This is a genomic window from Burkholderia sp. PU8-34, assembly GCF_053427725.1.
This window is the reverse complement of sequence record NZ_JBSAXC010000002.1, coordinates 101647-127924: the sequence shown is the minus strand read 5'-3', so window position 1 is coordinate 127924 and position 26278 is coordinate 101647. Positions and strand designations below refer to the sequence as shown.

21 protein-coding genes and 2 pseudogenes are annotated in these 26278 nt (G+C 67.5%); 5 read left to right on the top strand and 18 right to left on the bottom strand.

Annotated elements, in window-relative coordinates:
- Nucleotides 1-9 precede the first annotated feature (9 nt).
- The 6 genes from astE to ACV22Z_RS05315 are packed head-to-tail and all read right to left on the bottom strand — an operon-like array spanning nucleotide 10 to nucleotide 7351.
- Nucleotides 10-1194 (bottom strand): succinylglutamate desuccinylase, encoded by a 1185-nt coding sequence (gene astE / locus ACV22Z_RS05340; protein WP_448075283.1) that lies wholly within the window; start codon nucleotides 1192-1194, stop codon nucleotides 10-12.
- Nucleotides 1178-2518, bottom strand: a complete 1341-nt coding sequence (astB, locus tag ACV22Z_RS05335) for an N-succinylarginine dihydrolase (RefSeq protein ID WP_448075282.1) — start codon at nucleotides 2516-2518, stop codon at nucleotides 1178-1180. Before astB ends, astE begins: the two co-directional genes overlap by 17 nt.
- A gap of 15 nt (nucleotides 2519-2533) precedes the next feature.
- Nucleotides 2534-3997, bottom strand: a complete 1464-nt coding sequence (astD, locus tag ACV22Z_RS05330) for a succinylglutamate-semialdehyde dehydrogenase (RefSeq protein WP_448075281.1) — start codon at nucleotides 3995-3997, stop codon at nucleotides 2534-2536.
- 7 nt (nucleotides 3998-4004) lie between these two features.
- Nucleotides 4005-5036: an arginine N-succinyltransferase gene (astA, locus tag ACV22Z_RS05325; RefSeq protein WP_448075280.1), complete on the bottom strand. Its 1032-nt coding sequence runs from the start codon at nucleotides 5034-5036 to the stop codon at nucleotides 4005-4007.
- Complete coding sequence (gene aruF / locus ACV22Z_RS05320) at nucleotides 5033-6088, bottom strand: arginine/ornithine succinyltransferase subunit alpha (RefSeq protein ID WP_448075279.1); 1056 nt, start codon at nucleotides 6086-6088, stop codon at nucleotides 5033-5035. Before aruF ends, astA begins: the two co-directional genes overlap by 4 nt.
- Before the next feature lie 30 nt (nucleotides 6089-6118).
- Nucleotides 6119-7351 carry an aspartate aminotransferase family protein gene (locus ACV22Z_RS05315; protein ID WP_448075278.1) on the bottom strand — a complete coding sequence of 411 codons (1233 nt, stop codon included), beginning with the start codon at nucleotides 7349-7351 and terminating at the stop codon, nucleotides 6119-6121.
- A 231-nt stretch (nucleotides 7352-7582) separates the two neighbouring features.
- On the opposite strand from ACV22Z_RS05315, the pseudogene ACV22Z_RS05310 reads away from it, so the two are divergent.
- Nucleotides 7583-7684 (top strand): annotated as a pseudogene (locus ACV22Z_RS05310) (ion transporter); the annotation flags it as partial.
- A gap of 557 nt (nucleotides 7685-8241) precedes the next feature.
- Here the strand turns inward: ACV22Z_RS05310 and ACV22Z_RS05305 are convergent.
- The 10 genes and pseudogenes from ACV22Z_RS05305 to hpnI all read right to left on the bottom strand — a co-directional run.
- A pseudogene (locus ACV22Z_RS05305) lies at nucleotides 8242-8343 on the bottom strand (ion transporter); the annotation flags it as partial.
- Between the two features lie 71 nt (nucleotides 8344-8414).
- Nucleotides 8415-9458, bottom strand: coding sequence for a GlxA family transcriptional regulator (locus tag ACV22Z_RS05300; RefSeq protein ID WP_448075277.1), 1044 nt, complete (start codon nucleotides 9456-9458; stop codon nucleotides 8415-8417).
- Nucleotides 9459-9480: 22 nt separating this feature from the next.
- Nucleotides 9481-10275 (bottom strand): ABC transporter ATP-binding protein, encoded by a 795-nt coding sequence (locus tag ACV22Z_RS05295; RefSeq protein ID WP_448075276.1) that lies wholly within the window; start codon nucleotides 10273-10275, stop codon nucleotides 9481-9483.
- Between the two features lie 21 nt (nucleotides 10276-10296).
- On the bottom strand, nucleotides 10297-11010 hold the full coding sequence (locus ACV22Z_RS05290; RefSeq protein ID WP_448075275.1) for an ABC transporter permease: 714 nt from the start codon (nucleotides 11008-11010) through the stop codon (nucleotides 10297-10299).
- The gene (locus tag ACV22Z_RS05285; protein ID WP_448075274.1) at nucleotides 11007-11696 is read right to left on the bottom strand and encodes an ABC transporter permease; all 690 of its coding nucleotides are present in this window, start codon (nucleotides 11694-11696) and stop codon (nucleotides 11007-11009) included. Before ACV22Z_RS05285 ends, ACV22Z_RS05290 begins: the two co-directional genes overlap by 4 nt.
- A gap of 264 nt (nucleotides 11697-11960) precedes the next feature.
- Nucleotides 11961-12518, bottom strand: a complete 558-nt coding sequence (locus ACV22Z_RS05280; protein WP_448075273.1) for a hypothetical protein — start codon at nucleotides 12516-12518, stop codon at nucleotides 11961-11963.
- Between the two features lie 110 nt (nucleotides 12519-12628).
- Complete coding sequence (locus tag ACV22Z_RS05275; protein WP_448075272.1) at nucleotides 12629-13660, bottom strand: HpnL family protein; 1032 nt, start codon at nucleotides 13658-13660, stop codon at nucleotides 12629-12631.
- Nucleotides 13657-14541 (bottom strand): hopanoid biosynthesis-associated protein HpnK, encoded by an 885-nt coding sequence (gene hpnK, locus ACV22Z_RS05270; protein WP_448075271.1) that lies wholly within the window; start codon nucleotides 14539-14541, stop codon nucleotides 13657-13659. Before hpnK ends, ACV22Z_RS05275 begins: the two co-directional genes overlap by 4 nt.
- Nucleotides 14542-14544: 3 nt before the next feature.
- Nucleotides 14545-15990, bottom strand: coding sequence for a hopanoid biosynthesis associated radical SAM protein HpnJ (gene hpnJ / locus ACV22Z_RS05265; protein WP_448075818.1), 1446 nt, complete (start codon nucleotides 15988-15990; stop codon nucleotides 14545-14547).
- Nucleotides 15991-16080: 90 nt separating this feature from the next.
- A complete protein-coding gene (gene hpnI, locus ACV22Z_RS05260) occupies nucleotides 16081-17253 on the bottom strand; it encodes a bacteriohopanetetrol glucosamine biosynthesis glycosyltransferase HpnI (protein WP_448075270.1) in 1173 nt (390 codons plus the stop codon).
- Nucleotides 17254-17879: 626 nt separating this feature from the next.
- On the opposite strand from hpnI, the gene ACV22Z_RS05255 reads away from it, so the two are divergent.
- On the top strand, nucleotides 17880-18878 hold the full coding sequence (locus ACV22Z_RS05255) for an LLM class flavin-dependent oxidoreductase (protein ID WP_448075269.1): 999 nt from the start codon (nucleotides 17880-17882) through the stop codon (nucleotides 18876-18878).
- Between the two features lie 171 nt (nucleotides 18879-19049).
- Here ACV22Z_RS05255 and ACV22Z_RS05250 read toward each other — a convergent pair whose 3' ends face one another.
- Nucleotides 19050-20141: an alpha/beta fold hydrolase gene (locus ACV22Z_RS05250; protein WP_448075268.1), complete on the bottom strand. Its 1092-nt coding sequence runs from the start codon at nucleotides 20139-20141 to the stop codon at nucleotides 19050-19052.
- Between the two features lie 166 nt (nucleotides 20142-20307).
- On the opposite strand from ACV22Z_RS05250, the gene pdxY reads away from it, so the two are divergent.
- The 3 genes from pdxY to ACV22Z_RS05235 all read left to right on the top strand — a co-directional run bounded on the left by pdxY (nucleotide 20308) and on the right by ACV22Z_RS05235 (nucleotide 25116).
- Nucleotides 20308-21168 carry a pyridoxal kinase PdxY gene (gene pdxY / locus ACV22Z_RS05245; protein WP_448075267.1) on the top strand — a complete coding sequence of 287 codons (861 nt, stop codon included), beginning with the start codon at nucleotides 20308-20310 and terminating at the stop codon, nucleotides 21166-21168.
- 366 nt (nucleotides 21169-21534) lie between these two features.
- Complete coding sequence (locus ACV22Z_RS05240) at nucleotides 21535-23664, top strand: phosphocholine-specific phospholipase C (protein ID WP_448075266.1); 2130 nt, start codon at nucleotides 21535-21537, stop codon at nucleotides 23662-23664.
- A 303-nt stretch (nucleotides 23665-23967) separates the two neighbouring features.
- On the top strand, nucleotides 23968-25116 hold the full coding sequence (locus ACV22Z_RS05235; protein WP_448075265.1) for a branched-chain amino acid ABC transporter substrate-binding protein: 1149 nt from the start codon (nucleotides 23968-23970) through the stop codon (nucleotides 25114-25116).
- 380 nt (nucleotides 25117-25496) lie between these two features.
- Here ACV22Z_RS05235 and ACV22Z_RS05230 read toward each other — a convergent pair whose 3' ends face one another.
- On the bottom strand, nucleotides 25497-26258 hold the full coding sequence (locus tag ACV22Z_RS05230; RefSeq protein WP_448075264.1) for a FadR/GntR family transcriptional regulator: 762 nt from the start codon (nucleotides 26256-26258) through the stop codon (nucleotides 25497-25499).
- Between the last annotated feature and the right edge of the window lie 20 nt (nucleotides 26259-26278).

Here is a 26278-nt window from a genome sequence, read left to right as displayed (position 1 = left end):
TGCACGCCGTCAGACGAGCGTGGCGAGCGTCTCGCGCGTCGTGTCGACGACGAGCAGCCCCGCGCGCAGCCCCGGCTTCACCGACGGGTTCGGAAACACGATCCGCTCCTCGTCGTGCTGCACCGTGTAGCGGTACGCGCCGTCCTGTGCGAGCACCGTGCCGCGCGGGAACGGCGTGAAGTTCGCGACGTCGGCCGCGACGAACAGCTCGAGCGCATCGCTCTGCTTCGTGATCTGGTCGATCACGGTGAACACGCGCGGCAGCGATGCGCCGGCGTCCTGCGGCGGATGGCCGCCCCGCGGATGGCCGCCCCGCGGAGGGCCGCCCCATGCGCCCGACACAAGCCGGCGCACCGCGCGATCGGCGGCCGCGAAGCGTGTCAGGTCGTTCTGGCCGAACGGGCGCACCTTGCCGAGCTCGAGCGTGCACGCAAGCGCGCCGCAATGCTCGGCCGTGAAATGCGAATACGTCTGCCCTTTCACGGTGTGCAGCAGCACCGCCGCGATGCGCGCATCGCCGAGCCATTCGATCATCGCGCGCGACGGCGGCGTGCCCGTATGCGGCAGCAGCGCGAACTGCTCGAACACCGATGCGCGGATCGCCGTGTGCATGTCGACATGCCAGCGCGCGCCCGCTTCGGCCGGCGCAGCGGCGAAAAACGCCGCGGCCGCCGCTTCGAGCTGCGCGGCACGCGGCGCCTCGCGGCTGTCCGGCACCTGCGCGTGGCGGCCGCTGAACAGCCGGTTCAGGTCGTCGTCGAGATAGCGTTCGCCCACGCGCATCGCCGGCGAATTGCCGAGCACGACGAGCAATCGGCACGCGAGCGGCAAGGTTCCGGCCGCAACGTCGCGCACGAGCATCGACAGCAGCTCGATCGGCGCGGTCTCGTCGCCGTGCACGCCGGCCGACACGAGCACGCTCCGCTGCGACGCCGGTTGCGGCGCGACCGTGGTCCGGTCGTCCGCTGCATCGGCGGCATGCGGCTCGGCATGCGGATCAATACGCGGCTTGAGCGCGAGCAGCCCCTCGCCTTGCCATTGCCAGCGCACCGCGCCGCCGGCACAGACGCCGTCACGCTCGGCCGGCGCAACGCCCGCGAGCGTGAACGCGAGGAAGTCGTCGAGCCACGCGCCGGAGGACGCAGCGCCCGAGCCAGCCGCATCGCTCATGCGGCCCTCAGCGCTGGAAGTCATACAGCGACCCGACGCGCAGGATCTGCGTCAGTTCGTCGAGCGCGGTGCGCGATTCGTCGAGCAGCACCGGATCCGCGAGATCTTCCGGCGCGAGGCGGTCGCGGTAGTGCTTCTCGATCCACGCGTCGAGCGACGCGAACAGCGTGTCGTTGATCCACACGTTCGACGTGACGGCCGCGCGCTGCGCGTCGTTCAGCACGACGCGCAGCCGCAGGCATGCGGGGCCGCCGCCGTTCTTCATGCTTTCGCGCAGGTCGAACACGAGCACTTCGCTGATCGGGCCGTTGCCGGCCGCGAGCTGGTCCAGGTAGGCGGCAACGTTCGCGTTCTCGCGGCACTCCTGCGGCACGACGAGCACTTGCGAGCCGTCGGCGCGCGACAGCAGCTGGCTGTTGAACAGATACGACGTGACGGCGTCGTTCACGCTCACCGCCGCGTCGGGCACCTCGATCACCTTCAGGCGCGCGCCGCGCGCGTCGAGCGCCGCGGTCAGCGTGTCGTAGATCGCCTGCTTGTTGACGAACGCGCGCTCATGCGTGAACAGCGTGTCGCGGTTGCCGACCGAGATCACGTCGTTGTGGAACACGCCCGCGTCGATCACGTCCGGATCCTGCTGCGCGTAGACCGTCGCTTCCTCGCGCAGCCCGTGGCGATGCGCGACCGCGCGGCTCGCCTCGAAGGTCTGGCGCGCCGGGAAGCGCTTCGGCTCCGGCCCGCGGCGGTATTCCGAGCGGCCGTACACGAAGAACTCGACGCCCGGCTGCCCGTATTCGGCGCAAAAGCGCGTGTGGTTCGCCGCGCCCTCGTCGCCGAGCGCCGGCGTGCCCGTCAGCGCTTCATGCACCGCGAAGTGCGCGGGATCGGCGAACAGCGTCGACAGCGTGCGGCGCGTCGCTTCGTGCTCGATCGCGCGGTGCAGCTTGCTGCACAGGTTCGCCGGCGTGAAGTGCACGCGGCCGTCGCTCGTGTCGGCCGACGGGCTGACGGTCGCCGCATTCGCGGTCCACATCGCCGAGGCCGAGCTCGCCGCGGCGAGCAGTTCGGGCGCCTGCTTCGCGGCCTTCGCGATCACGTCCGCGTCCTTGCCGGAGAAGCCGAGCTCGCGCAGCAGGCGCAGCGACGGGCGCTCCTGCGGCGGCAGCACGCCCTGCGCGAAGCCGAGGTCGGCGAGCTGCTTCATCTTGCGCAGCCCTTGTTTCGCGGCGGCCTTCGGGTTCGCGGCCGACTTCTCGTTGTTCAGCGACGCCACGTTGCCGAACGACAGCCCGGCGTAGTTGTGGGTCGGGCCGACGAGTCCGTCGAAATTGGCTTCTTGTGCGTTCATCGTCGTTCCCTCGAATCAGAAGTGCAGGCCCGGCGACAGCGTCGCGGGCAGGGTCAGTTGCGTGCTTTCCACCGACGCCATCGGAAACGCGCAGTAGTCCGCCGCGTAGTACGCGCTCGGGCGATGGTTGCCGGAGCGGCCCGTGCCGCCGAACGGTGCGGCAGACGATGCGCCGTTGGTCGGGCGGTTCCAGTTGACGATCCCCGCGCGGATCGTCCGGCGGAAGTGTTCCCACACGCGCGCATCGTCGGCGAGCAGGCCCGCGGACAGGCCGAACGCCGTGTCGTTCGCGCGCTCGATCGCGGCGTCGAACGTCGTGTAGCGGATGATCTGCGCGAGCGGGCCGAAGTGCTCCTCGTCGGGCAGGTCGGCAACGCCGGTCACGTCGAGGATCGACGCGTTCACGAAGCCGAGGCGCGGGTCGCGCTGTTCCATCGCGATGATCGGCTTCGCGCCCTGTGCAAGGAGACGCGACTGCGCGTCGACGAGCTTCGCGGCCGCGCGCGCCGAGATCACCGCGCCCATGAACGGCTGCGGATCGGCGTCGTACACGTCCGCCGTGATCTTCGACGTGACGTCGGCAAAGCGCGCGAGGAAGCGGTCGCCGAACGCGCCTTCCGGCACGAAGATGCGGCGCGCGCACGTGCAGCGCTGGCCGGCCGACAGGAACGCCGACTGGATCGTGTGATGCACGGCCGCGTCGATGTCCTCGACCTCGCCGATCACGAGCGGGTTGTTGCCGCCCATCTCGAGCGCGAGCACGATCTCCGGACGGCCGCCGAACTGCTTGTGCAGCAGCGTGCCCGTATCCGAGCTGCCGGTGAAGAACAGGCCGTCGATCTGACGGTGGTTCGCGAGCGCGATGCCCGTGTCCTTCTCGCCCTGCACGAGGTTCAGCACGCCGGCCGGCAGGCCCGCGTCCTTCCATGCTTCGACGGTCGCGCGCGCAACGCCCGGCGCGAGCTCGGACGGCTTGAACACGACCGTGTTGCCCGCGATCAGCGCCGGCACGATATGGCCGTTCGGCAGATGGCCGGGGAAATTGTACGGACCGAACACCGCGACGACGCCGTGCGGACGGTGGCGCAGCACCGCGACGCCGTCGGCCATGTCCTGGCGCTTCTCGCCCGTGCGTTCCTGGTAGGCCTGGATCGAGATGCCGACCTTCGCGGCCATCGACGCGACTTCGGTGCGCGCTTCCCACAGCGGCTTGCCGGTCTCGCGGCCGATCGCCGCGGCGAGCGCTTCCTTGCGCTCGTTGAGCAGCGCGGCGAAGCGCTTCGCGATCTCGCAGCGCGCTTCGAAGTCGAGCGCCGACCACTCGGCGAACGCGCGGCGCGCGCTCGTGACCGCGCGGTCGACGTCGGCGGCCGATGCGCTGGCGCCCTGCCACGCGATTTCGTCGGTACCGGGGTTGCGCGACGCGAAGGCGGGGCCCGAGCCTGCGACCCAGGCGCCGTCGATGAAGAGTTCCGTCATGATTCGTTTATCCCTGTTTGACTTTGAGCGGCAGCACGCGGACCGGATCGCCGGCCTTCACGTCGAGCGCGGCGGCATCGTCGGCCGACAGCACGAACGTGCCGTTCACGACGACGCCCGGCGCGACGCCGACGCGGAAATCGCCGAGCGACGTGTTCGACACGAGCGACTTCGTCGTGTCTTCACGCACGTCGGGCGAGCCGATCGACACCGGCACGACGACGCTCTCGCGCACCGTGCGCAAGTCGTTGACGTGGCATTCGAGCACGGGGCCCGCGTCGAAGATGTCGACGTGGTTCTGGTAGCGCAGCCCTTCCGCCTCGAGCATCTTGCGCGCGGGCAGCGTGTCGCGGTGCGTGAGGGCGACCGCGTCCTGCGCGTCCTGCGGCAGCAGGTCGACGTACACGGGGTAGCGCGGCATCAGCTCCGCGAGGAACGACTTGCGGCCGTGCGAGCTGAGATAGTCCGCGGCGTTGAAGTCGATCTGGTAGAAGTGCGAACCGACTGCGCGCCAGAACGGCGACGTGCCGTCGTCGTCGAAGTGGCCGCGCAGCTCCGCGCAGATGCGTTCCGGGAACAGCTCGCGGAACTGCGCGATGAACATGAAGCGCGAGCGCGACAGCAGGCCGCCGACGCCGCCCGTGCGGTAGCGCGGGCTCAGGAACAGCGAGCACACCTCCGCATAGCCGGTCAGGTCGTGCGAGATGTTCAGCGCCGACATCCGCGTCCACACGCCGAGCTCCTGGCTCGCATGCACGACGGTGCTCACGCGGTAGTTGTAGAACGGCTGCTCGAGGCCGACCTGCGACTCGATTCCGCACACGCCCGCGATGTCGCCCGTCGCCGAGTCTTCCATCACGAAGAAGTAGCCGGCTTCCGACGGCTGCGCCTGCCCTTCGAGCGTGCGGCGCGTGCGTTCGATGCGTGCGGCGAGCGCATCGCGGTCGGGCTTGAACGTGGTCAGGCCCGGACCGGTTTCTTTCGCGAGCGACACGAGCGCATCCACATCGCCCGTTTGTACGACCCGAACGACGATCATGCTGCGTCTCCCTTCGAATGTTCGTCATCGCGCTGGTGCAGCGGCACGCAGCGCACGACATCGCCGTCCTTCACGTTCAGCGCCGCGCGCACGTCGCCGGCGAGCGGTGCGTCATGACCGGCATCGCCCGGCAGGTCGGCTAGCACGCAGCGGAACGATTCGCCGCTGCCGCTCGACACGAGGTACGCGACGTCGCCGTGCTGGTGCGCGGCTTCGCGCACCGTGCGCTCGGCCGCGTGCGTCACGCACGCGGTGCGATCGACCTGCTGGGTCAGCACCGGGCCCGCGTCGAAGATGTCGACGAAGCGGTCCGGCTCGAAGCCTTCCTCGAGGTGGATGTCGTACGCGAGCAGCGCGGTTGCGTTCGGCTCGCCGAGCACGCGCTGCGCGGCTTCCGGCAACAGCGGCACGTACAGCGGATAGCCGGGCATCACTTCGGCGATGAAGGTGCGGCTGCGGCCGCCCGACGCGATGTCGACGTCGGCGAAATCGCGGCCGAAGAACTTGCGGCCCACCGCTTCCCAGAACGGCGACGCGCCGTTCTCGTCGCTCACGCCGAGCAGCAGCGTGAACACTTCGGGCGTGAAGCGGCGGCGGTTCGCGGCGATGTACATCATCCGTGCGCGCGAGATCAGGTGCGCGGCCGCGTCGCCGCGCAGCGACGGATCGACGTAGAAGCCCGCGAGCCGGCTCTTGCCGGTCAGCTCGTGCGACATCGTCAGCGCGTGGATCTTGCGGTTCACGTGCAGCTCGCGCGACGCATGGATCAGCGCGTCGTTGCGAAACGCGTAGAACGGCTCGGAGTAGCCGGCCGCCGCCACGATGCTGGCGGTGCCGAGCAGCTTGCCGGTTGCGCTGTCTTCCAGCACGAAGAGATAGAACTCCTCGCCGGGAAAGTCGACGTCCGCGCGAAACGAATCCTCCGAGAGCGCGACACGCGCCTCGAGCGCCGCGCGATCGTGCGGCAGCGAGTGCAGGACCGGTTGCGCGGTGCGCGCCATGTGCGCGAGCGCATCGAGATCCGTGAGTTTGCCGGGGCGAACAAATAGCATCGTCGTTCCTGTCAGCGATGGATGCGCGAATCAGCGCGCGGTGCTTTCCTGCGCGGCGACCACCTGCTCGACCGCCTTCTCGAAGCGCGCGAGGCCTTCGTCGAGCACGTCGAACGGGATCACGAGCGACGGCACGAAGCGCAGCACGTTCGGGCCAGCGATCAGCATGATCACGCCGTGCTCGGCGGCTGCGTTGACGAAGTCTTTCGCGCGGCCGTCGAAGGCGGCGACGAGTTCCGCGCCGACGAGGAGGCCCTTGCCGCGCACTTCCTTGAAGATGCCGAAGCGTGCGTTGATGCGTTCGAGCGCGCCCTTCAGGCGCACGCTGCGTTCGCGCACGCCTTCGAGCAGTGCCGGGTCGCCGATCAGTTCGACGACCTTGTCGGCGACCGCCGATGCGAGCGGGTTGCCGCCGTACGTCGTGCCGTGCACGCCGACCTTGAAGTGGGCGGCCAGTTCCTTCGTCGTCAGCATCGCGCCGATCGGGAAGCCGTTGCCGAGCGCCTTTGCGGTCGTCAGGATGTCCGGCGTGACGCCCGTGTCCATGTAAGCGTAGAACTGGCCCGTGCGGCCGACGCCCGTCTGCACTTCGTCGAAGATCAGCAGTGCGTTGTTGGCGTCGCACGCTTCGCGCAGCGCCTTCAGGAAGGCCGGATCGGCGGGGATCACGCCGCCTTCGCCCTGCACGGGCTCGACGATCACGGCGCAGGTTTGCGGACCGATTGCGGCCTTGGCGGCTTCGATGTCGTTGAACGGCAGGTGCTTGATGCCGGCCGGCACGGGGCCGAAGCCTTCCGAGTACTTCGGCTGGCCGCCGACGCTGACCGTGAAGAACGTGCGGCCGTGGAACGACTGCACGAACGAGATGATTTCGTACTTTTCAGCGCCGTGGCGTTCGAATGCGACGCGGCGCGCGAGCTTCAGGGCGGCTTCGTTCGCTTCCGCGCCCGAGTTCGCGAAGAAGGCGCGATCGGCGAAGGTCAGCGATTCGAGGCGCTTTGCGAGGCGCAGCACCGGCTCGTTCGTGTAGCCGTTGCCGATGTGCCAGAGCTTGCGGCTTTGCTCGTCCAGCACCTTCATCAGTTCCGGGTGGCCGTGGCCGAGCGACGTCACGGCGATGCCGCATGCGAAATCCACGTACTCGCGGCCTGCCGTGTCCCACACGCGCGAGCCTTCGCCACGATCCGGCACGAACGGCGCGGGGGAAAACACCGGCACCATCACTTCGTCGAAAGTCTGGCGGTTCACGGTCAGGTTCGTCATGGCGGTTCCTTTCGGTTTCGTAAGAGGTCTTGAAGCAACAGGTTCAAGTTTAGGTAACGGTCGTGCAAGCGTCTTGCGGAATTGCGACGGGTTCTATCGGAAGCACCTTGCCCAGCTTTAGTCGCCTCCGGCGGGGGTGGGTCGAAATCGCTCGTCGGTTTGGTCTGTTTTTTCCGTCTGTGCGGCTGGCTTCTCGGCGGTCAGTCCGCGTTTTGTCGTGGAGCACCTGTCATGCTTTCGGTCTATTTGTGTCGCCCCTCCCCGGGGCGGGGGTCACTTTTCTTTGTCTTGCCAAAGAAAAGTAACCAAAAGAAAGGCGCCCGGATAACGCAAGACTTCCCGTGCCATGGGCAACAGAGTGGATCGCACAAAAGTGTCCGCGCCAGGCCGCATAACAGAGTGGTTCGAGCAATGGTTCTGACGCGTCGCACCACGAGGCAGAGTGGTATACCGCCCGCCAGCTCCGTCCTCGCTGCGCTCGGCCGACAGGACCACTCCTGCTTGTTAGGGACTGCGGTCAATTGACATTGGCAACGCCAGTACCAATGGATATCGCTATCGCCGTTGCGAAGGAAACGCCTACGACGATTGCTGGGAAGGAAGATTGTGGATCTGACGAATTGGAAGTTCGTCGTCATGTCGACATAGTAGAAAAGTTCACATTGACCTTGCGGAGCAATGTGACGGAAGGTCTGTCCGGGACCATCGGCGCAAATTAGCGGAATGTGAAGTACATTGCAGCCGAGCGTAGCGAGGATGGAGCTGATGAGCGGTATACCGCTCCGTTGGGTGGTGCGGCGCGTCAGAACCATTGCTCGAACCACTCTGTTATGCGGCCTGGCGCGGACACTTTTGTGCGATCCACTCTGTTGCCCATGGCACGGGAAGTCTTGCGTTATCCGGGCGCCTCTCTTTTGGTTACTTTTCTTTGGCAAGACAAAGAAAAGTGACCCCCGCCCCGGGGAGGGGCGACACAAATAGACCGAAAGCATGACAGGTGCTTCACGACAAACACCGACCGACCACCAAACCAAACGCCAGAAAAACGAAAAAGCAAGGCCCCTCAGTCCTTCCCGCCGCGCTCGACGAGCGCCCCCGCGCGTGGCTCACTGCCGCCGCCGGTCTGCTTCTCGAGCCAGGCCCGCCGGTCTTCCCGCGGCGTCACGCCGAACCGTTCGCGGTACGCGTTAGAAAAGTGCGCGGCAGAAGAAAACCCACAGGCGAGACTGACCTGAACGACTGACTTGCTGGTGCGCTGCAACTGCGTCCGCGCCTTGAGCAACCGGAGATTGAGGTAATACTTGGACGGCATCGCCCCGAGATACTGGCGAAACAGCCTTTCGAGCTGCCGCCGCGACACGCCGACAAGCCCGGCGATCTCATCCGTCGTCAGCGGATCCTCGACATTGGCTTCCATCAGCAGCAAGGCGTCATTCAACCGAGGATGCCGCTCGCCCGGCGCAGTGACAAAAGGAATCCGCTGGCGCTCCTCGCCGCTCCTCAACGTCCCCGCGCCGAGCGCATCGGCAATCCTCTCAGCCAGGTCTGGCCCATGCTCCCGGCCAATCATGGCCAACATGAAATCGACAGTCGCCTGCCCGCCGGCGCATGTCGCGCGATCCCGGTCGATCTCGAAGATCTGCTGCGTGACGATCGACCGCTCGAACTGCTCCGCGAACTGCTGATACGTCTCCCAGTTCACGCTGACCCGATAGCCGGACAACTGCCCGGCCATCGCGAGCCACCACACGCCATGGTGTATGCCCGTGACGAGCGGCGTGCGCTGCCCGACCCGCGCGAGACTCGCGAGAAACAACCGGTAGTCGGCAAACTGCTGGAACCGCTCGCTGACGACGATGACCCAGTCGCACGCGATCGCGTCATTGAACGCCGCGTCGGCATGCCATTGCGCGCCGCCGGCGAGCGGCACGGGCCGCCCGTCCCACGAACACACCTGCCAGCGATACAGCAGCCGCCCGTCGATCTCGTTCGCGAGACTCAACGCATCGACGATCGGACCCACGCCCGACATCGACACGGGCGGCAATGCAACGATCGCCACCTGCGTCGTGCGGGTGGCGCCTGCGGGACGGGACACCGGTACCACGTATGCGACCTGCTTCGTTGCGTTACTTGAGACTGCCGGACAGGAACTGCTTCAGACGCTCGCTCTGCGGACGCACGAGCACCTCCGACGGATCGCCCTGCTCCTCGGTCCGCCCCTGGTGCAGGAACATCACATGGTTCGACACGTTGCGCGCGAAACCCATCTCGTGCGTGACGACGATCATCGTGCGGCCTTCCTCGGCAAGCTTCTGCATCACCTTCAGCACTTCACCGACGAGTTCCGGATCGAGCGCGGACGTCGGCTCGTCGAACAGCATCACGTCCGGATGCATCGCGAGCGCACGCGCGATCGCCACGCGCTGCTGCTGGCCGCCCGACAGGTGCGACGGATACTGCTTCTCGACACGCGGCGGCAAGCCGACCTTCTCCAGGTACTCGCGCGCACGCTCCTCGGCTTCCTTCTTCGAAATGCCGAGCACGTGCACCGGTGCTTCCATCACGTTCTCGAGCACGTTCATGTGTGCCCACAGGTTGAAGTGCTGGAACACCATCGCGAGCTTCGTGCGGATCCGCTGCAGCTGCTTGTGGTCCGCCACCTCGAGCGCGCCGCTCTTGTCGGTCTTCGTGCGTACGGCCTCGCCGTCGACGACGATCTGCCCCGCATTCGGCCGCTCGAGAAAATTGATGCAGCGCAGGAACGTGCTCTTGCCCGAGCCGCTCGCACCGATGATGCTGATGACGTCGCCGGCCTTCGCGTTCAGCGAAACGCCCTTGAGCACCTCGTTGTCACCGTAGCGCTTGTGAATGTCGACCGCCGCAAGTTTGCAGGCAGCGCCCGTTTGAGTGATCTCGGCCAACTGGCTCTCCTCGAAGTGAAATCAATGACGGCCGGCCGCGAGGTACGCGAGCCAGTGGCGCTCTGCCCGGCGAAATGCCGCGACGAGTGCGAAAGATACAGCAAGATAGATCAGCGCGGCGATCCCGAACGACTGGAATGCCATGTACGTCGCCGAATTCGCGTCGCGCGCGACCTTCAGGATGTCCGGCACGGTCGCCGTGAATGCGACGGTCGTCGCATGCAGCATCAGGATCACCTCGTTGCTGTACAGCGGCAGCGCGCGGCGCAGCGCCGACGGCAGGATCACGCGGCGGTACATCGTGAACGGCGTCATCCCGTACGCCCGCGCCGCCTCGACCTCGCCGTGCGGAATCGCGCGGATCGCGCCCGCGAAGATCTCGGTCGTGTATGCGCAGGTGTTCAGCGCAAACGCGAGAATCGCGCAGTTGAAGCCGCTCCTGAAGAACGCGTCGAGCAGCGAGTGCGAACGCACGAACTCGAGGCTGTACATGCCGGTATAGAGCAGCAGTAGCTGCACGTAGAGCGGCGTGCCGCGGAACACGTACGTGTAGAAACGCACCGGCATCGACACCCATTTCTTCTTCGACACCCGCGCGACCGCCAGCGGCACCGCGCACACGAAGCCGAGCGAAATCGACGCGACGAGCAGCCACAGCGTGACCGCAAGGCCCGACAGGCGCTGGCCGTCCCAGTAAAGGAACGCCTTCCCGAATTCCTGGAGAATCTCGATCATAGTTCTGCGTGGCGCACGCCCGTGGAATAACGTTTCTCGAGCTGCATCAGCACGAGGTTGGAAACGGTCGTGATCGCAAGATAGATCAGCGCCGCGACGAGGATGAAGAAGAACATGTTGAACGTGCTCTTGCCCGCGTCCTGCGCCGCCTTCACGACGTCGGCGAGGCCGATGATCGACACGAGCGCGGTCGCCTTCACGAGCACCTGCCAGTTGTTGCCGATGCCCGGCAGCGCGAAGCGCATCATCTGCGGAAACATGATCCGCACGAACACCCGCAGCCCGCTCATCCCGTACGCGGCACCCGCCTCGAGCTGCCCGCGCGGCACCGACAGGAACGCGCCGCGGAACGTCTCCGTGAAATACGCGCCGTAGATGAAGCCGAGCGTCAGCACGCCGGCGACGAACGGGTCGATGTCGATCTGGTCCCAGCCGGCCATGTCGGTCAGCTGGTTCAGCCAGATCTGCATGCTGTAGAACAGCAGCAGCATCAGGACAAGATCGGGCACCGAGCGGATCAGCGTCGTATAACCGGTCGCGAGCGAACGCAAAAACCGGTTGTGCGACAGCTTCGCCACCGCGCCGATCAGCCCCAGCGCCACTGCAGTGGCGAGCGACAGCACCGACAGCTCGATCGTCTGCACGGTGCCGGCCCAAAGAACGGGACCAAAGCCGTAAAGAAACACGCGCGTCTCCAGAGTTGGAATGAAAGCCGGCGCGCTTGCGTGTCCCGCGCCGGGCTGACGCGGATAGTCGCAAGCGGAAATGATTGCCTCAAATCACCCGGCGCCACATTGCTGCATCGCAACATTCCGGGACGGCGTTCGCAATGGCCCGCTACGCGGCTGTTTCAAAAGGAAAAAAGCCGCTTCCTGACAGTTCGACAACACGCCGGGAAGCGGACTTTTTGCAATTTTCCGGTCGCTTTTTCGATATAGCGCCGGGGGCGGTCAGCGCCCTTTCAGGATGTCGGAGCGCGACGTCGTATAGACGCGTCCGTCGGGGCCGAAATGCACGTTGAAGAATGCATCGGTATTGACGCCGTCCTCGAGCCAGCGCCAGCTCCAGACGGTTTCGGGCTTCAGCGGATACTGCGCGATCTCGCCGGGCTTGCCGAGCAGGCGCCGCACCTCGTCCTCGCCCATGCCGGGCTCCACCTTCGCGAAGTTGGCCGCGGTGAGCACTTGCGTCGCACCCGTGTAGCGCCCGTTCGCGTCGATGTCGACGAACCAGGTCTGGTTACCCATTGGGCCGCGCGGATACTCGAGGCGCTTCGAGCCGTCGGTGAACACGCGCTCGGTTTCCGGCTTGCCCATCGTGCCGCGGATGTCCGCCTCGGTCGATTCGCCGGGCTTCAGCCCCTTCAGCAGCAGCTGCGCCGGCTTGATCGCGTTGAAGAAATCCTTCAGACGTTGCACGTTGAACTCGCTTTGCTGGTCGTCGCAACCGGACAACCCAAGCGTTGCAGCCAGCACGGCGACGGGAAGCAGCCGGAAACGGAAAATCATCGGAGGCAATGGCGGATCGGGACAAACACGCGGCAAGCATACCCGCGCGCCGCCAAAAGCGCGAGACGGGTGCAAGAGGGGGCGCAAGACGGGCGCGCGGCCCGTCTCGTTCAGTGCGTCGTTTCGGCTTCGCGCTCAGGCGTCGGCTGCGGCGCGTGCGGCGCGGCGGGCGCCTTCATCTTGCGGCGCGTGTACGCCAGCTCCGCGAGCTGCCACGAACCGAGCGCGAGGCAGCCGAACACGACTTCGCGCGCACGCTTCACGAGCGCGAGCGACAGCGCCGTGTCGCGGTCGACGCCGAACATCTGCGCGAGCAGCACGACGGTCGCCTCCTGCACGCCGAGGCCGCCCGGCACCATGAACGCCGCATGGCGCGCGGCCTGCGTCATCGCCTCGATCGCGAGCGCGCCGCCGACCGACACCGGATGGCCGAGCAGTTCGAGCGCCCAGTAGATCTCCAGCGCGCCGACTGCATAGCCGAGCAATTGCCAGAAGAATGCGCTGAACAGCAGGCCCGTGCGCGACATCAGCGCGTCGATGTCCGCGTCGAGCCGGCGACCGTCCACGCCCTGCAGCAGCCGGTGCGAATCGCCGAGCAGGCGGCTCGCGAAGCGCTCGATCGCATGAAAAATGCCGCCGCGCCGCATCAGCACGACGCCGAGCACCGGTAGCGGCAGCGACAGCAGCAGCGCGAGGCCGATCGTGCCGCCGTTCATGTCGTGCGTCGTCGAAAGCAGCAGCACGAGGCCGAGCGCGGCGAACGCATACTGGACGACGATCGTGACGAGCACCTCGACGATCACCGACGCCGTCACGCGGCTCGCGTCCGGATTCTGCCAGCGCGCGAGCCGGATGCCGACGAGCTCGCCGCCGATCCCGACCACCGGCAGCAGCCGGTTGACGGCCTCGCGCACGGTCGCGATCCACCACAGGAACGGCAGCGAATTGCGCTTGTCGAGCAGCAGGTGCCATGCGTAGGCGTCGAGCAGCAGCGGCAGCGCATGGAACGGCACGAGCCACAGCAGCGCGAACCCCGCGCGGCCGATCATCTGCGTGACGTCGCCCACGCCGTCGTGCAGCACCAGCGCGAGCAGCAGCGCGATGCCGATCGGCCAGCCGAGCCATTTGATCCACTTGCTCACGACAGCTGCGCTCCCGGTTGGCGCGCCGCGCGCGCAGCGCGCGGCGTGGAAGTCTGGCCGAACACGTCGGCGAAGCCGCCGGTGGCGACGCCCGCCGCCTTCAGCGCGGCCGCGACGCGCGGCGACAGCAGCGCGTCCAGTTCGTCGACGGGACGGTAGCCGGCCATCGTCGGCGTGATCGGGCCGTCGCCCGCCTCGGCCGGATGGCAGTAGATCTCGCCGACACCCGGCGGCAGCTTCGCCACCGCATCGAGCAGCACGGCTTCGTCCATGCGGCCCGTGTGCTCGATGCCGACCACGTAGTCGTTGTGCGCGAGCCCCGCGCGGTCGAGCCGCGCCCGCACGAGCCCGATCCACGGCTTCAGCCACGCGGGCGCGGTCGTCTCGTACGGCAGCCGGACCGCGCGCAGCCCGTAGTCGCGGCCGATCTCGATGATCATCGACAGCACGGTCGGATGCAGGTGGAAGTGCTTGTGCGCGTTCACGTGGTCGAGCGGCAGGCCGCTCGCCGCGAACGCGTCGAACTGCGCGCGGATCTCGCGGCGCAGTTGCGCACGCACGTGCGGCAGGAAGAAGAAGCGGCAGCCGTCCTTCGCCATTGCATCGCCGAAGCGCCCGTCGGCGCCGACGAGCGCGGGAATCTCATGCGCGGGCAGCGTGGCCGGGCCGTCCGCGAGGACGAGGTGCAGGCCGACCGCGAGCGACGGCAGCCGCCGCGCGCGCTCGATTGCATCCTGCGCGGCGGGCGCACCGACCATCAGGCTCGCGGCGTTCAGCACGCCGTCGCGGTGCGCGCGCTCGACCGCCGCGTTGACGCGCGGATGCAGCCCGAAGTCGTCCGCGGTGAAGATGAGCGCCCGCGCCGCCCGCTGCGTCGTCACGAATCAGGCCTCGTGCGCGCGCAGGAAGCGGAAGAATTCGACGCCCTCGCGCAGACGGCGCTTCATCATGTCCCAGCTCGTCAGCATCTCGCGCACGATCTCCCAGATCTTCGACGGACGGAAGTAGAACTGGCGATAGAACTGCTCGAGGTGGTGATAGATCTCGTCGCGCGACAGGTGCGAATAGCCGATCGCCGCAAGTTGCACGCCTTCCTTGCTCACCAGGTTGATGGTCTTGTTCTCTTCCATCCAGCCGTTTTCCACGGCCTGCTTGTAGAGCGTCGTGCCCGGATAGGGCGCGGCGAGCGAGACCTGGATCGTGTGCGGATTGATTTCCTTCGCGTACTCGATCGTCTTCTTGATGGTCTCCTGCGTCTCGCCCGGCAGGCCGAGGATGAAGGTGCCGTGGATCTTGATGCCGAGCTTCTTGCAGTCCGCGCTGAAGCGGCGCGCGAAATCGGTGCGCACGCCCTTCTTGATGTTCACGAGGATCTGGTCGTCACCGGATTCGAAGCCGACCAGCAGCAGGCGCAGGCCGTTTTCCTTCATGACCTTCAGTGTCTTGTACGGCACGTTGGCCTTCGCGTTGCACGACCACGTCATGCCGAGCTTGCCCAGACCGATGGCGATGGCTTCGGCGCGCGGCAGGTCGTCGGTGAAGGTGTCGTCGTCGAACATCAGTTCCTTCACTTCCGGCATGTTGTCGCGGATCCACTTCGCTTCCGCGAGCACGTTCTCGACCGAGCGCGTGCGGTAGCGATGGCCGCTGACCGTCTGCGGCCACAGGCAGAACGTGCAGCGCGACTTGCAGCCGCGGCCCGTGTAGATCGACACGTACGGGTAGTTCAGGTAGCCGATGAAGTAGTTGTCGATCTTCAGGTCGCGCTTGTAGACGGGCGCGACGAACGGCAGTTCGTCCATGTTCTCGAGGATCGGACGCGCTTCGTTGTGCTCGATCGAACCGTCCTTCGCGCGCCAGCTCAAGCCCTTGATCTCGGGGAACGGCTTGCCTTCGGCGATTTCCTTGCAGGTGTAGTCGAATTCCTCGCGGCACACGAAGTCGATTGCCTCGCTCGCCGTGAGCGAGTTGTGCGGATCGACCATCACCTTCGCGCCCACCATGCCGACCAGCATCGACGGCTTCATCTTCTTGAGATCCTGCGCGAACATCGCGTCGGTCGGGAACGACGGCGTGCTCGTGTGGATGATCACGAGATCGTAGTCGTTCGCGATCTTCAGCGTCTCCTCGACCGACAGGCCATCGGCCGGCGCATCGACGACGCGGCTGCCCGGCACGAGCGCGGCCGGCTGCGCGAGCCACGTCGGATACCAGAAGGAACGGATTTCGCGCTTCGCCTGGTAGCGGGAGCCCGCTCCGCCGTCGAAGCCGTCGTACGAAGGGGCCTGCAAGAACAGGGTTTTCATGAATGCTCCGGTAGCCTGCATAATTCGAGTTCGTTTCAAGAATCTAGTAAAAAAACTGCGGGCCGCCACGCGGGCGCCCGCTCTCGGAATAGGTGTCGGAACGCGTCGCGCCGCTCAGCGGCCGTCGCCGCCCTCCACGGCCGTCGCGCGCTCGCCGCCGACGACCGTCATCCTGGCGCCGCGCCACACGACCTGCGTGCCGAATGCCGCGACGAGCCACTCGAGCGCGAGCAGCGTGTCGCGCACCGCGACGAGCGGCAGATCGCGCCAGAACGCGCGCCAGCCATCCTCGCCGCGCGCATGCAGCACGAGCCGCCCAAACGTGCCCGCGGCGGCCGCCGCGCCCGCCAGCGTGCCGGCGAACGTGCCGTCGAGCCGCAGCGCGAGCCCCGCACCGATCGCGAGCCACGGCGCGGTGAACGTGATGAACAGGAACGCGAAACCGGCCGGGTTCAGCGACCGGATCGTGCGCAGCCAGCGCGTCTCGCGGTGCCAGAGCGGCCCGAACGACGCTTCGATCACGTCGGTCGCAACCTCGACCTCGGACAGCACCGTGCGCCTGCCGAGCCGGCGCGGCAGCTCGGCAAGCCAGAAATCGTCGGCCAGTTCGTCCTTCAGCGCCTTGAAGCCGCCGATCCGGTCGAGCGTGTCGCGCGTGAGCGCCAGCGTCGCGCCGAAGCCGAAGCGGCTCGAGCGGCCGAGGTGCGTGATCCGCACCGACGGCGCGAACCACGCGTCGACGAACTGCGCGCCGATGCGCGTCCAGAACCCGCCGACGCTGCGCGCATGATACAGGCACGTGACGACACCGACCGACGCATCGGCGAGCGGCGCCGTCACGCGCTCGAGATAGTCGGGCTTCACCGCGATGTCGCTGTCGGCGATCACGATCCGCCCGTACTTCGCGCGCTCGGCCAGGTTGATCAGGTTGCTGACCTTCAGGTTCTTGCCATAGACGCGCGCGTCGATCACCAGCGCGATATTGCATTCGGGGTAGTCCGCGCGCAGCCGCTCGACCACCGCGACCGCCGGATCGGCTGCCGACGCCACGCCGAACAGCACCTCATAACGCGGGTGACGCTGCTCGCAGAAGGTCGCAAGGTTCTCGTACAGGTGCGGTTCCGCGCCGCACAGCGGCTTCAGCACGCTGACGGGATCGAAGCCGTCGCGCGCGGCCGTGCGGGGCGTGCTCGGGCGCGGCGCAAACGCGGCGACGAGTGCATAGCCGGCCGCGGCCAGCGTGAACGCGATCAGCAGCCAGTCGATGAGCGTTGCGGCAGGCGTCATGCGAGGCACCCTCCGGCGGCCAGGCCGCGGCGGGCATCGATGGTGCGTGTACTGGGTGTTCCGATTGGGACGAACGCGGGCACGACCCGACTCCTTGTTCCGGCAGCGTCTGAAGAATGGGGGGATTCATACGCGAAAGCGGCCATGCCCCCTCTCGCGAGGCACTCCCCGCGCGACGCCCGGGCGGGACGCAGGAAGATCGAACGGTAACCGTCAGTCAGCAAAACATGGACCAAGCGCCGGATTTTAGCAGTCACCGGCATCGAGCGCTTGGCGACCCAGGCAACGGACTGGTGCAAAATCGGCAAATTCCCGTAAAGAAGAACCATTCCCGTGCGGCCTCGTTCACGCAAGCGTAAGCGCTTTGCAGGCGTATTGCAGCCTTCGTGACAGGGCCTTGCGTGGATTTTTGTGTCTGCGTGCGGTTTCGCACCCAATCGCCGTAAAAAACCGTAATTTACCGATCATTACAGCGATTCCGGCAACAATCGAAAGATGCCGTTTGCGCACCCCTGACGGCGTCAGGGGTATCGGCGCGCCGCCAGCACGTTCCGGAACCCTTTGGCAAAATCGTCCGACCTGTTGCGTCTGCGCATCACCGCGCAGCCCTGTTCGAAGGCCATCCGATGACTCCGTTTTCCGTACTCGATCTTGCCCCCATTCCGGCCGGCGCCGACGCCGCGCAGGCCTTCCGCAATACCCTCGATCTCGCGCAGCACGCCGAGCGCTGGGGCTACCGCCGCTACTGGCTTGCGGAGCACCACAACATGCCCGGCATCGCGAGCGCCGCGACCGCCGTCGTGATCGGCCACGTCGCGGGCGGCACGAAGACGATCCGGGTCGGCTCCGGCGGCATCATGCTGCCGAACCATGCGCCGCTCGTGATCGCCGAGCAGTTCGGCACGCTCGCGTCGCTGTACCCGGGCCGAATCGATCTCGGCCTCGGCCGCGCGCCGGGCACCGACCAGACCACGTCGCGCGCGCTGCGCCGCGACCTTGTCGGCAGCGCCGATGCGTTTCCCGACGACGTCGCCGAGCTGCTCCGCTACTTCGCGGAGCCGGCGCCCGGCCAGCGCGTGCGCGCGGTGCCCGGTGCCGGGCTCGACGTGCCGGTCTGGCTGCTCGGCTCGAGCCTGTTCAGCGCGCAGCTCGCCGCAATGCTCGGCCTGCCGTTCGCGTTCGCGTCGCATTTCGCGCCGGACTACCTGATGCGCGCACTGGAGCTGTATCGCGCGCAATACCGGCCGTCGGCCGCGTGGCCGAATCCGTATGCGATGGTTGGCGTCAACGTGTTCGCGGCGGACACCGACGACGAAGCGCGCCACCTGTTCACGTCGCTGCAGCAGCAGTTCATCAACCTGCGGCGCGGCACGCCAGGCAAGCTGCCGCCGCCCGTCGACGTGCTCGAGGCGAACGAGCTCGAACTCGCGAACGTCGCGCATGCGCTGTCGTTCGCGGCGGTCGGCTCGCGCGATACCGTGCGCGACCGGCTGCGCGACCGGATCGCGCAGACCGGTGCGGACGAGCTGATCATCACCGCGCAGATCTACGACCACGCGGCGCGACTGCGTTCGTTCGAGCTCGCCGCGCAGATCCGCGACGAACTCGCGAGCGAAGCGCGCTGAGTTGCTGGGCCGCAGGCGTGCCGGGATGCTGTCCGGCGCGTCGACGCGCACATCATCGGCAGCCGGCCGGCGCACGCACGCCGCCTGTAGCCGCCTGTAGCCGCCGGTAGCCGCCGGTAGCCGCGGTAGCCGCAGTAGCAGCGGTAGCCGCCGGCGGCCGCCCGCGGCCCGTCACTGCGGATGCACCTGGTCGAGCCCGTCGAGCAGCGCCTTGTGGAACGTGTCCGGATCCTGGATCTGCGGCGCATGGCCGAGCGCCGGGAATTCGACGAGCTGCGCGCCGGGAATCGCCGCCTGCGTGCGCTTCGCGAGCTCGGGATAGTGGCCGAGCTTCGCGTGGACGTCCGGCGGCGATACGTCCTTGCCGATCGCGGTCGTGTCCTTGTCGCCGATCATCAGCAGCGTCGGCACGCGAATCCCGCCTAGCTCGTAGACGACCGGCTGCGTGAGGATCATGTCGTAGATCAGCGCGGAATTCCACGCGACCGCGTCGCGCCCCGGCCCGCGGTACATCCCGGCGAGCATCTGCACCCAGCGCTCGTATGCCGGCGACCACTTGCCCGCGTAATACGTTGCCTGCTCGTAGCGGCGGATGCCGTCGGCCGTCGTCTTCAGCTCGCGCGCATACCAGTAGTCGACCGACAGCGGCGGCACGCCGAGCGCCTTCCAGTCCTCGAGGCCGATCGGGTCGACCAGCACGAGCTGGTCGGTCGCCTTCGGATACATCAGCGCATAGCGGATCGCGAGCATGCCGCCCGTCGAATGGCCGACGAGCGTCGCGGTCTTCACGCCGAGCGATTCGAGCAGCGCATGCGTGTTGTGCGCGAGCTGCTGGAAGCTGTACTGGTAACGCTCGGGTTTCGACGACTTGCAGAAGCCGATCTGGTCCGGCGCAATCACGCGGTAGCCGGCATGGCTCAGCACGTCGATCGATTGCTCCCAGGTCGCCGCGCAGAAATTCTTCCCGTGCAGCAGCACGACGGTGCGGCCGTTCGGATGCGCGGGCTGCACGTCCATGTACATCATCTCGAGGGTCTCGCGCTGCGACATGAACGCATAACGATGCACGGGCGCCGGATACGCGAAACCCTCCAGCCGCGGGCCGTACGCGGGCCCGTCGCTGCTGCCGGGCGCAGGCGCGGGCGCGGGCGCGGGTGTCGCGGTGGAGGCAGCGGCCGCGGCGGACGTCGCGCAGGCTGCGGCGAAGCACGCGCCGAGCACGACGGCACGCGACGCAGACAACATCTTGCAAATCGAAACCATGGCGGACACGATGAGTGAAAACGCACGCGGACAGCGCCGCGCCCCGCGATTCTACGCGGTCGCGCTGACGACGGCGCGCAACACTCCGCTACCGTGCGACTTTCTCGCATGCGGGGAACTCGGGTATCGTGTGACGTGACCCTGAACCGCGTGCAGGCGAATTCCCATGAAAAACGTCCTCAGCATTCAGTCTCACGTGATCTACGGCCACGCAGGCAACAGCGCGGCCGTGTTTCCGATGCAGCGCCTCGGCGTCAACGTCTGGCCGCTCAACACCGTCCAGCTGTCGAACCACATGCAGTACGGCAATTGGGCCGGCAGTGCGATCGACGCCGCGAAGATGGAGCAGCTCGTCGACGGCATCGCCGCGATCGGCGCGCTCAAGCGCTGCGACGCGGTGCTCTCCGGCTTCCTCGGTTCGCCCGCGCAGGCGCGCGCGACGGTCGAGATCGTGCGCGCGGTCAAGGCGATGAATCCGAACGCGTGGTACTTCTGCGATCCGGCGATGGGCCAGACGGGCGGCATCCGGCCGGAACCGGGCGTCGAGGAGTTCATCGTCCACGAGATGCCCACGCTCGCGGACGGCATGTCGCCGAATCACACCGAACTCCAGAAGCTCGCCGGACGGCGCATCGAGACCGTCGCCGAAGCAGTCGAGGCGTGCCGCGCGCTGATCCGCCGCGGTCCGCAGGTCGTTCTCGTCAAGCACCTGCACGACCGCAACAGCCCCGCCGATCGCTTCAACATGCTGGCCGTCACCGATACCGAGGCATGGATCGGCCAGCGTCCGCTGTACGCGTTTCCGCGCCACCCCGTCGGCGTCGGCGACCTGACGAGCGCGATCTTCGTCGCGCGGCGGCTGCGCGGCGACTCGGTGCGCGCGGCATTCGAGCACACGCTCGCGGCCGTGCACGCGGTCGTCAAGGCTACCTACGACGCGCGCCGCTACGAGCTTGAGCTGATCGCCGCGCAGGACGAGATCGCGAGCCCGAGCGAGTGGTTCGGCGCGTGGGTCACCGACGTCTGACGGCGTTGGCCGCGTGACGAGGCCCGTCGCCCGTCGCCCGTCGCCCGTCGCCCGTCGCCCTTCGCCCTTCGCCCTTCGCCCTTCGCCCTTCGCCCTTCGCCCTTCGCCCTTCGCCCCGCGCACTTCGCACTTCGCCCTTCGCGCGCCGCGCGCCGCGCCGGCCGTTGGGGCCGCTCCGTACGCGTGCCCGCCGCGCCGCCCGGCTCGCCTGCGCAAACGTTTCCGTACTTCACATGAATGACACCGTTTCGCCGCTATGCTCGCGGCGGCACGGCCCCGGGGCGCCCGGCAATCGCGTCCCGGGGCCGACCCAACTGCATCACTTCCCGCCATCCGGCGCCCTACCTTTTCCGCACGATACCGACCATGACCCGATCGAACCGTCGTGACTTCCTGCGTCTTGCCGCCGGCACCGCCGGCGCTGCCGCGCTGAACCTGTTCCCGCCCGTGATCCGCGATGCGCTCGCGATTCCCGCGAACCGCCGCACCGGCACGATCCGCGACATCGAACACATCGTGATCCTGATGCAGGAGAACCGCTCGTTCGACCATTACTTCGGCACGCTGCGCGGCGTGCGCGGCTTCGGCGATCCGCGTGCACTGCGCCTTCTGAACGGCAAGACGGTGTTCCACCAGCCGGTCGGACCGGCCGAGCTGCTACCGTTCCATCCGGGCGCGGACAAGCTCGGCATGCAGTTCCTGCAGGATCTGCCGCACGGCTGGCAGGACATGCACGCCGCGTGGAACAAGGGCCGCTACGACCAGTGGGTGCCGAACAAGGGCACGACGACGATGGCGTACCTGCAGCGCGACGACATCCCGTTCCACTACCAGCTCGCCGACGCGTTCACGATCTGCGACGCGTACCACTGCGCGATCCCGAGCTCGACCGACCCGAACCGGTACTACATGTGGACGGGCTACGTCGGCAACGACGGCACGGGCGGCGGCCCCGTGCTCGGCAACGAGGAACAGGGCTACGGCTGGACGACCTATCCTGAAGTGCTGGAGAACGCCGGCGTGTCGTGGAAGATCTACCAGGACATCGGCACCGGCCTGAACGCCGCCGGCTCGTGGGGCTGGACGCAGAACCCGTACATCGGCAACTACGGCGACAACGCATTGCTCTACTTCAACCAGTACCGCAACGCGCTGCCCGGCACGCCGCTGTACGACAAGGCACGCACCGGCACCAACATCAGCGCGGGCGGCACGCTGTTCGACGTGCTGCAGCAGGACGTGACGAACGGCACGCTGCCGCAGGTGTCGTGGATCTGCGCGCCGGAAGCATATTCGGAGCACCCGAACTGGCCGGCGAACTACGGCGCGTGGTACATCGAGCAGGTGCTGAAGGTGCTCGTGTCGAACCCCGACGTGTGGAGCAAGACCGCGCTTTTCATCACCTACGACGAGAACGACGGCTTCTTCGACCACGTGCCGCCGCCGTTCGCGCCGCAGTCGCGCGACAACGGGCTGTCGACGGTCGCGACCACGAACGAAGCGTTCCCCGGCGATGCGTCGCACATGGCCGGCCCGTACGGCCTCGGGCCGCGCGTACCGATGCTCGTCGTGTCGCCGTGGACGAAGGGCGGCTGGGTCTGCTCGCAGACGTTCGATCACACGTCGCTGCTGCAATTCATCGAGGCGCGCTTCGGCGCGCAGTACGCGGTCGCCGCGTCGAACGTGTCGCCGTGGCGCCGCACGGTGTGCGGCAACCTGACGTCCGCGTTCGACTTCTCGACGCCCGACGCGAGCTGGCCGCAGCTGCCCGACACGAGCGGCTACGCGCCGCCCGACCGCAACCGCCACTCCGACTACATCCCGGTCCCGCCGGTCGTGCAGCATCTGCCGAAGCAGGAGCCCGGCCTGCGTCCGGCGCGCGCGCTGCCGTACGAACTGTTCGTGCACGGCCGGATCGACAACGCGAGCGGCCAGTTCCGGCTGACCTTCGCGAACACCGGCGGCGCGGGCGCGGCGTTCCAGGTCCAGGCGCGCAACCGCGCCGACGGCCCGTGGACTTACACGGTCGACGCCGGCAAGCGGCTGTCCGACACGTGGAGCCCCGCGCCGTCGCTCGGCCTGTACGACCTCGACGTGTACGGCCCGAACGGCTTCTACTGCCACTTCCGCAGCCCCGCCGCGTCGGCGGTCGGCCCCGCGAGCGTCAACCCCGAGGTGATCTACGGCTACGACGTCGCGAACGGCAACATCACGCTGCGCCTGATGAACCGCGGCCACCGGCCGGTGCGGCTCAAGGTGACGAACGCATACGGCCACGGCCATGCGCGCGAGTTCGACCTCGACCCGGGTACGCACGTCGACGACTACTGGGACCTGCGCGGCAGCCACGGCTGGTACGACCTGACCGTCAGCGACGGCAAGCCGCTCGGCTTCCAGCGCCGCTTCGCCGGCCACGTCGAGACAGGCCGCCCGAGCACGAGCGACCCGCTGATCCGGACCGAGCCGGCATCCGAATCGGAGCCTGCGTCCGAGTAACGTCATCGCCACGCGCCGGCCGTTCGACACGGCCGGCCCCCGACGCTGCGGGCGCGGTGCCAGCCGCCGCGCCCGCCCCTCTCGCGCTCCGCGCGGGAAATCCCTCATCGCCGCTCTCCCTTGTCACGCCGACGCTGTGCGGAAATCCGCATGTTTCATGCGCGGAATCGACAAGACTCGCTCAATTTGGCCCCCTATAAATCGTCGTCAGACGCTCGGGCCCGCCGTCGGCCGGGCTTGCAGAAGCGTTGCCCGCGCACGCGCCTGCGTGCGTTTTCGTGTCTCGCCGCCCAAGGAACGAACATGAGATTCCGCCATACGCTGCTGTCCCTCTCGGTCGCGTCCGCCGTTGCCGTCTTTGCGCAGCAGGCCGCGCTGGCGGCCAGCGACACCGACGTCAAGGTCGGCTTCGCCGCGCCGCTCACCGGCGTCAACGCCGGCTACGGCAAGGATCTGCAGAACGGCGTCCAGCTCGCGCTTGACGACGCGGCCGCGCAGAAGGTGCAGATCGCCGGCAAGCCGGTGCGCTTCGATCTCGTCGTGCAGGACGACCAGGCCGACCCGCGGATCGGGGTGCAGGCCGCGCAAAGCCTTGTCGACCAGAACGTGTCGGTGGTCGTCGGCCACTTCAACTCGGGCACGACGATTCCCGCGTCGGTCGTCTACGACAAGGCCGGCATCCCCGTCATCGATCCGGCCGCGACCAACTCGACGCTGACGTCGCGCGGGCTCGCGAACATGTTCATGGTGATCGCCACCGACGGCCAGAACGCCGGCAATGCAGGCAAGTACGCGGTCGACGTGACGAAGGCGAAGCGCATCGCGATCATCGACGACCGCACCGCGTTCGGCCAGGGCGAGGCGGACGAATTCGAGAAGGCGGTGAAGGCCGCCGGCGGCTCGATCATCGGGCGCGAGTTCACGAGCAACCAGGCGGTCGATTTCCGCGCGCAGATCACGAGCCTGAAAGGCAAGAATCCCGACCTGATCTTCTTCGGCGGGCTCGACTCGCTCGCCGCGAACTTCGTCAAGCAGATGCGCCAGCTCGGGCTGAACGCGCAGTTCGTCGGCGGCGGCGGCGTGAAGGACAACGAGTTCATCAAGATCGCCGGCCCCGCTGCCGAAGGCGCGATGGCGTGGGAATACGGCCGGCCGCTCGACGAGCTGCCGCAGGGGAAGGATTTCGAGCAGCGCTTCAAGAAGCGCTTCGGTGTCGACGTGCTGTCGTACGCGCAGTTCGGCTACGACGCGACCTGGGCGGCGATCAAGGCAATGCAGGCAGCCGGCTCGACCGATCCGAAGGTCTATCGCCCGGCGCTCAAGAAGGTCGATTTCGAAGGCGTCACCGGCCGCATCTCGTTCGCGAACGACGGCTCGCTGAAGAGCGGCATGTCGACGCTGTACCAGGTGAAGGCCGGGACGTGGAAGACGATCGTGTCGAAGGGCGGTTGATCGGCTGACAACACGCCGGCGGCGCGCGGCCGACGTCAGGCCGCCGTGCCGCCGGGCAAGCATGCTCCGTCACCCGCGGGCCATGCGGATCCGGAACGCGGGCTCGTCAACCGATGACGGCTCCTCCAGCCTCCCGGACAAGGTTTCGGCGTTCGGCAAGCGGCAAGCGGCAAGCGGCAAGCGGCAAGCGGCAAGCGGCAAGCGGCAAGCGGCAAGCGGCAAGCGGCAAGCGGCAAGCGGCAAGCGGCAAGCGGCAAGCGGCAAGCGGCAAGCGGCAAGCGGCAAAATTGTACGACGACTGACATTGAAAACAACCCGCCGCCAACTGCCCGAAGGCGGCCCGCCCTGCCGGATCCGGGCCGCCAGTCCGCCCTTACCCCTTACTCGGCGTGCACGTCGCGCTCGGCCTCGGCGGCTTCGTGCGCGCGGCGCAGCCGCTCGCGGCTGTTGGTCAGGTGCGTGCGCATCGCGGCGCGCGCGGCCTCCGGGTCGTGGCGCGCGATCGCCTCGTAGATGTCCTCGTGCTCGTGGTTCAGCCGCCCGACATAGCGCTCGAGGTCATCGCCCGCGAAGCGCGCGGAGTTCACCCGCGTGCGCGGGATGATCGACGCGCCGAGCTGCGTCATGATGTCGACGAAATACCGGTTGCCGGTTGATTGCGCGATCTGCAGGTGGAACTGGTAGTCGAGCTGCGCGGTATCGCGGCCGCCGCCCGAACCCGACGCGATCGCGTCCAGCGCGCGCCGCAGCGCGGCGAGATCCGCGTCGTTCGCGCGCTGCGCGGCGAGGCTCGCGCACTCGCTTTCGAGGCTGATGCGCAATTCGAGCACCGCGAGCACGTCGCGCAGCGTCGTGATCGTCGCGGGATCGATGCCGAGCGCCTGGCGGCGCGACGGCTCGAGCACGAAGCTGCCGATGCCGTGACGCGTCTCGATGAGGCCGCTCGCCTGCATCCGCGAGATCGCTTCACGCACGACCGTGCGGCTCACGCCCTGCGTCGCCATCACTTCGGTTTCGGTCGGCAGCTTGTCGCCGGGACGCAGCGTACCGCTCTCGATCTGCGCGGTCAGCGCATCGACGACATCTTGTGCGAGACTGCGCGCGCGACGGCGCGGCGCTGCGGGGAGCGTAGGCACGGACATGTTGGCCGGTTCCTTATTGA

What these genes read in the sequence shown, in the direction of transcription:
- astE (WP_448075283.1), bottom strand. Translation starts at nt 1,194, where the DNA reads ATGACTTCCAGCGCTGAGGGCCGCATGAGCGATGCGGCTGGCTCGGGC.
- astB (WP_448075282.1), bottom strand. Translation starts at nt 2,518, where the DNA reads ATGAACGCACAAGAAGCCAATTTCGACGGACTCGTCGGCCCGACCCAC.
- astD (WP_448075281.1), bottom strand. Translation starts at nt 3,997, where the DNA reads ATGACGGAACTCTTCATCGACGGCGCCTGGGTCGCAGGCTCGGGCCCC.
- astA (WP_448075280.1), bottom strand. Translation starts at nt 5,036, where the DNA reads ATGATCGTCGTTCGGGTCGTACAAACGGGCGATGTGGATGCGCTCGTG.
- aruF (WP_448075279.1), bottom strand. Translation starts at nt 6,088, where the DNA reads ATGCTATTTGTTCGCCCCGGCAAACTCACGGATCTCGATGCGCTCGCG.
- ACV22Z_RS05315 (WP_448075278.1), bottom strand. Translation starts at nt 7,351, where the DNA reads ATGACGAACCTGACCGTGAACCGCCAGACTTTCGACGAAGTGATGGTG.
- ACV22Z_RS05290 (WP_448075275.1), bottom strand. Translation starts at nt 11,010, where the DNA reads ATGATCGAGATTCTCCAGGAATTCGGGAAGGCGTTCCTTTACTGGGAC.
- ACV22Z_RS05280 (WP_448075273.1), bottom strand. Translation starts at nt 12,518, where the DNA reads ATGATTTTCCGTTTCCGGCTGCTTCCCGTCGCCGTGCTGGCTGCAACG.
- hpnI (WP_448075270.1), bottom strand. Translation starts at nt 17,253, where the DNA reads ATGACGCCTGCCGCAACGCTCATCGACTGGCTGCTGATCGCGTTCACG.
- ACV22Z_RS05255 (WP_448075269.1), top strand. Translation starts at nt 17,880, where the DNA reads ATGACTCCGTTTTCCGTACTCGATCTTGCCCCCATTCCGGCCGGCGCC.
- ACV22Z_RS05250 (WP_448075268.1), bottom strand. Translation starts at nt 20,141, where the DNA reads ATGGTTTCGATTTGCAAGATGTTGTCTGCGTCGCGTGCCGTCGTGCTC.
- pdxY (WP_448075267.1), top strand. Translation starts at nt 20,308, where the DNA reads ATGAAAAACGTCCTCAGCATTCAGTCTCACGTGATCTACGGCCACGCA.
- ACV22Z_RS05240 (WP_448075266.1), top strand. Translation starts at nt 21,535, where the DNA reads ATGACCCGATCGAACCGTCGTGACTTCCTGCGTCTTGCCGCCGGCACC.
- ACV22Z_RS05235 (WP_448075265.1), top strand. Translation starts at nt 23,968, where the DNA reads ATGAGATTCCGCCATACGCTGCTGTCCCTCTCGGTCGCGTCCGCCGTT.
- ACV22Z_RS05230 (WP_448075264.1), bottom strand. Translation starts at nt 26,258, where the DNA reads ATGTCCGTGCCTACGCTCCCCGCAGCGCCGCGCCGTCGCGCGCGCAGT.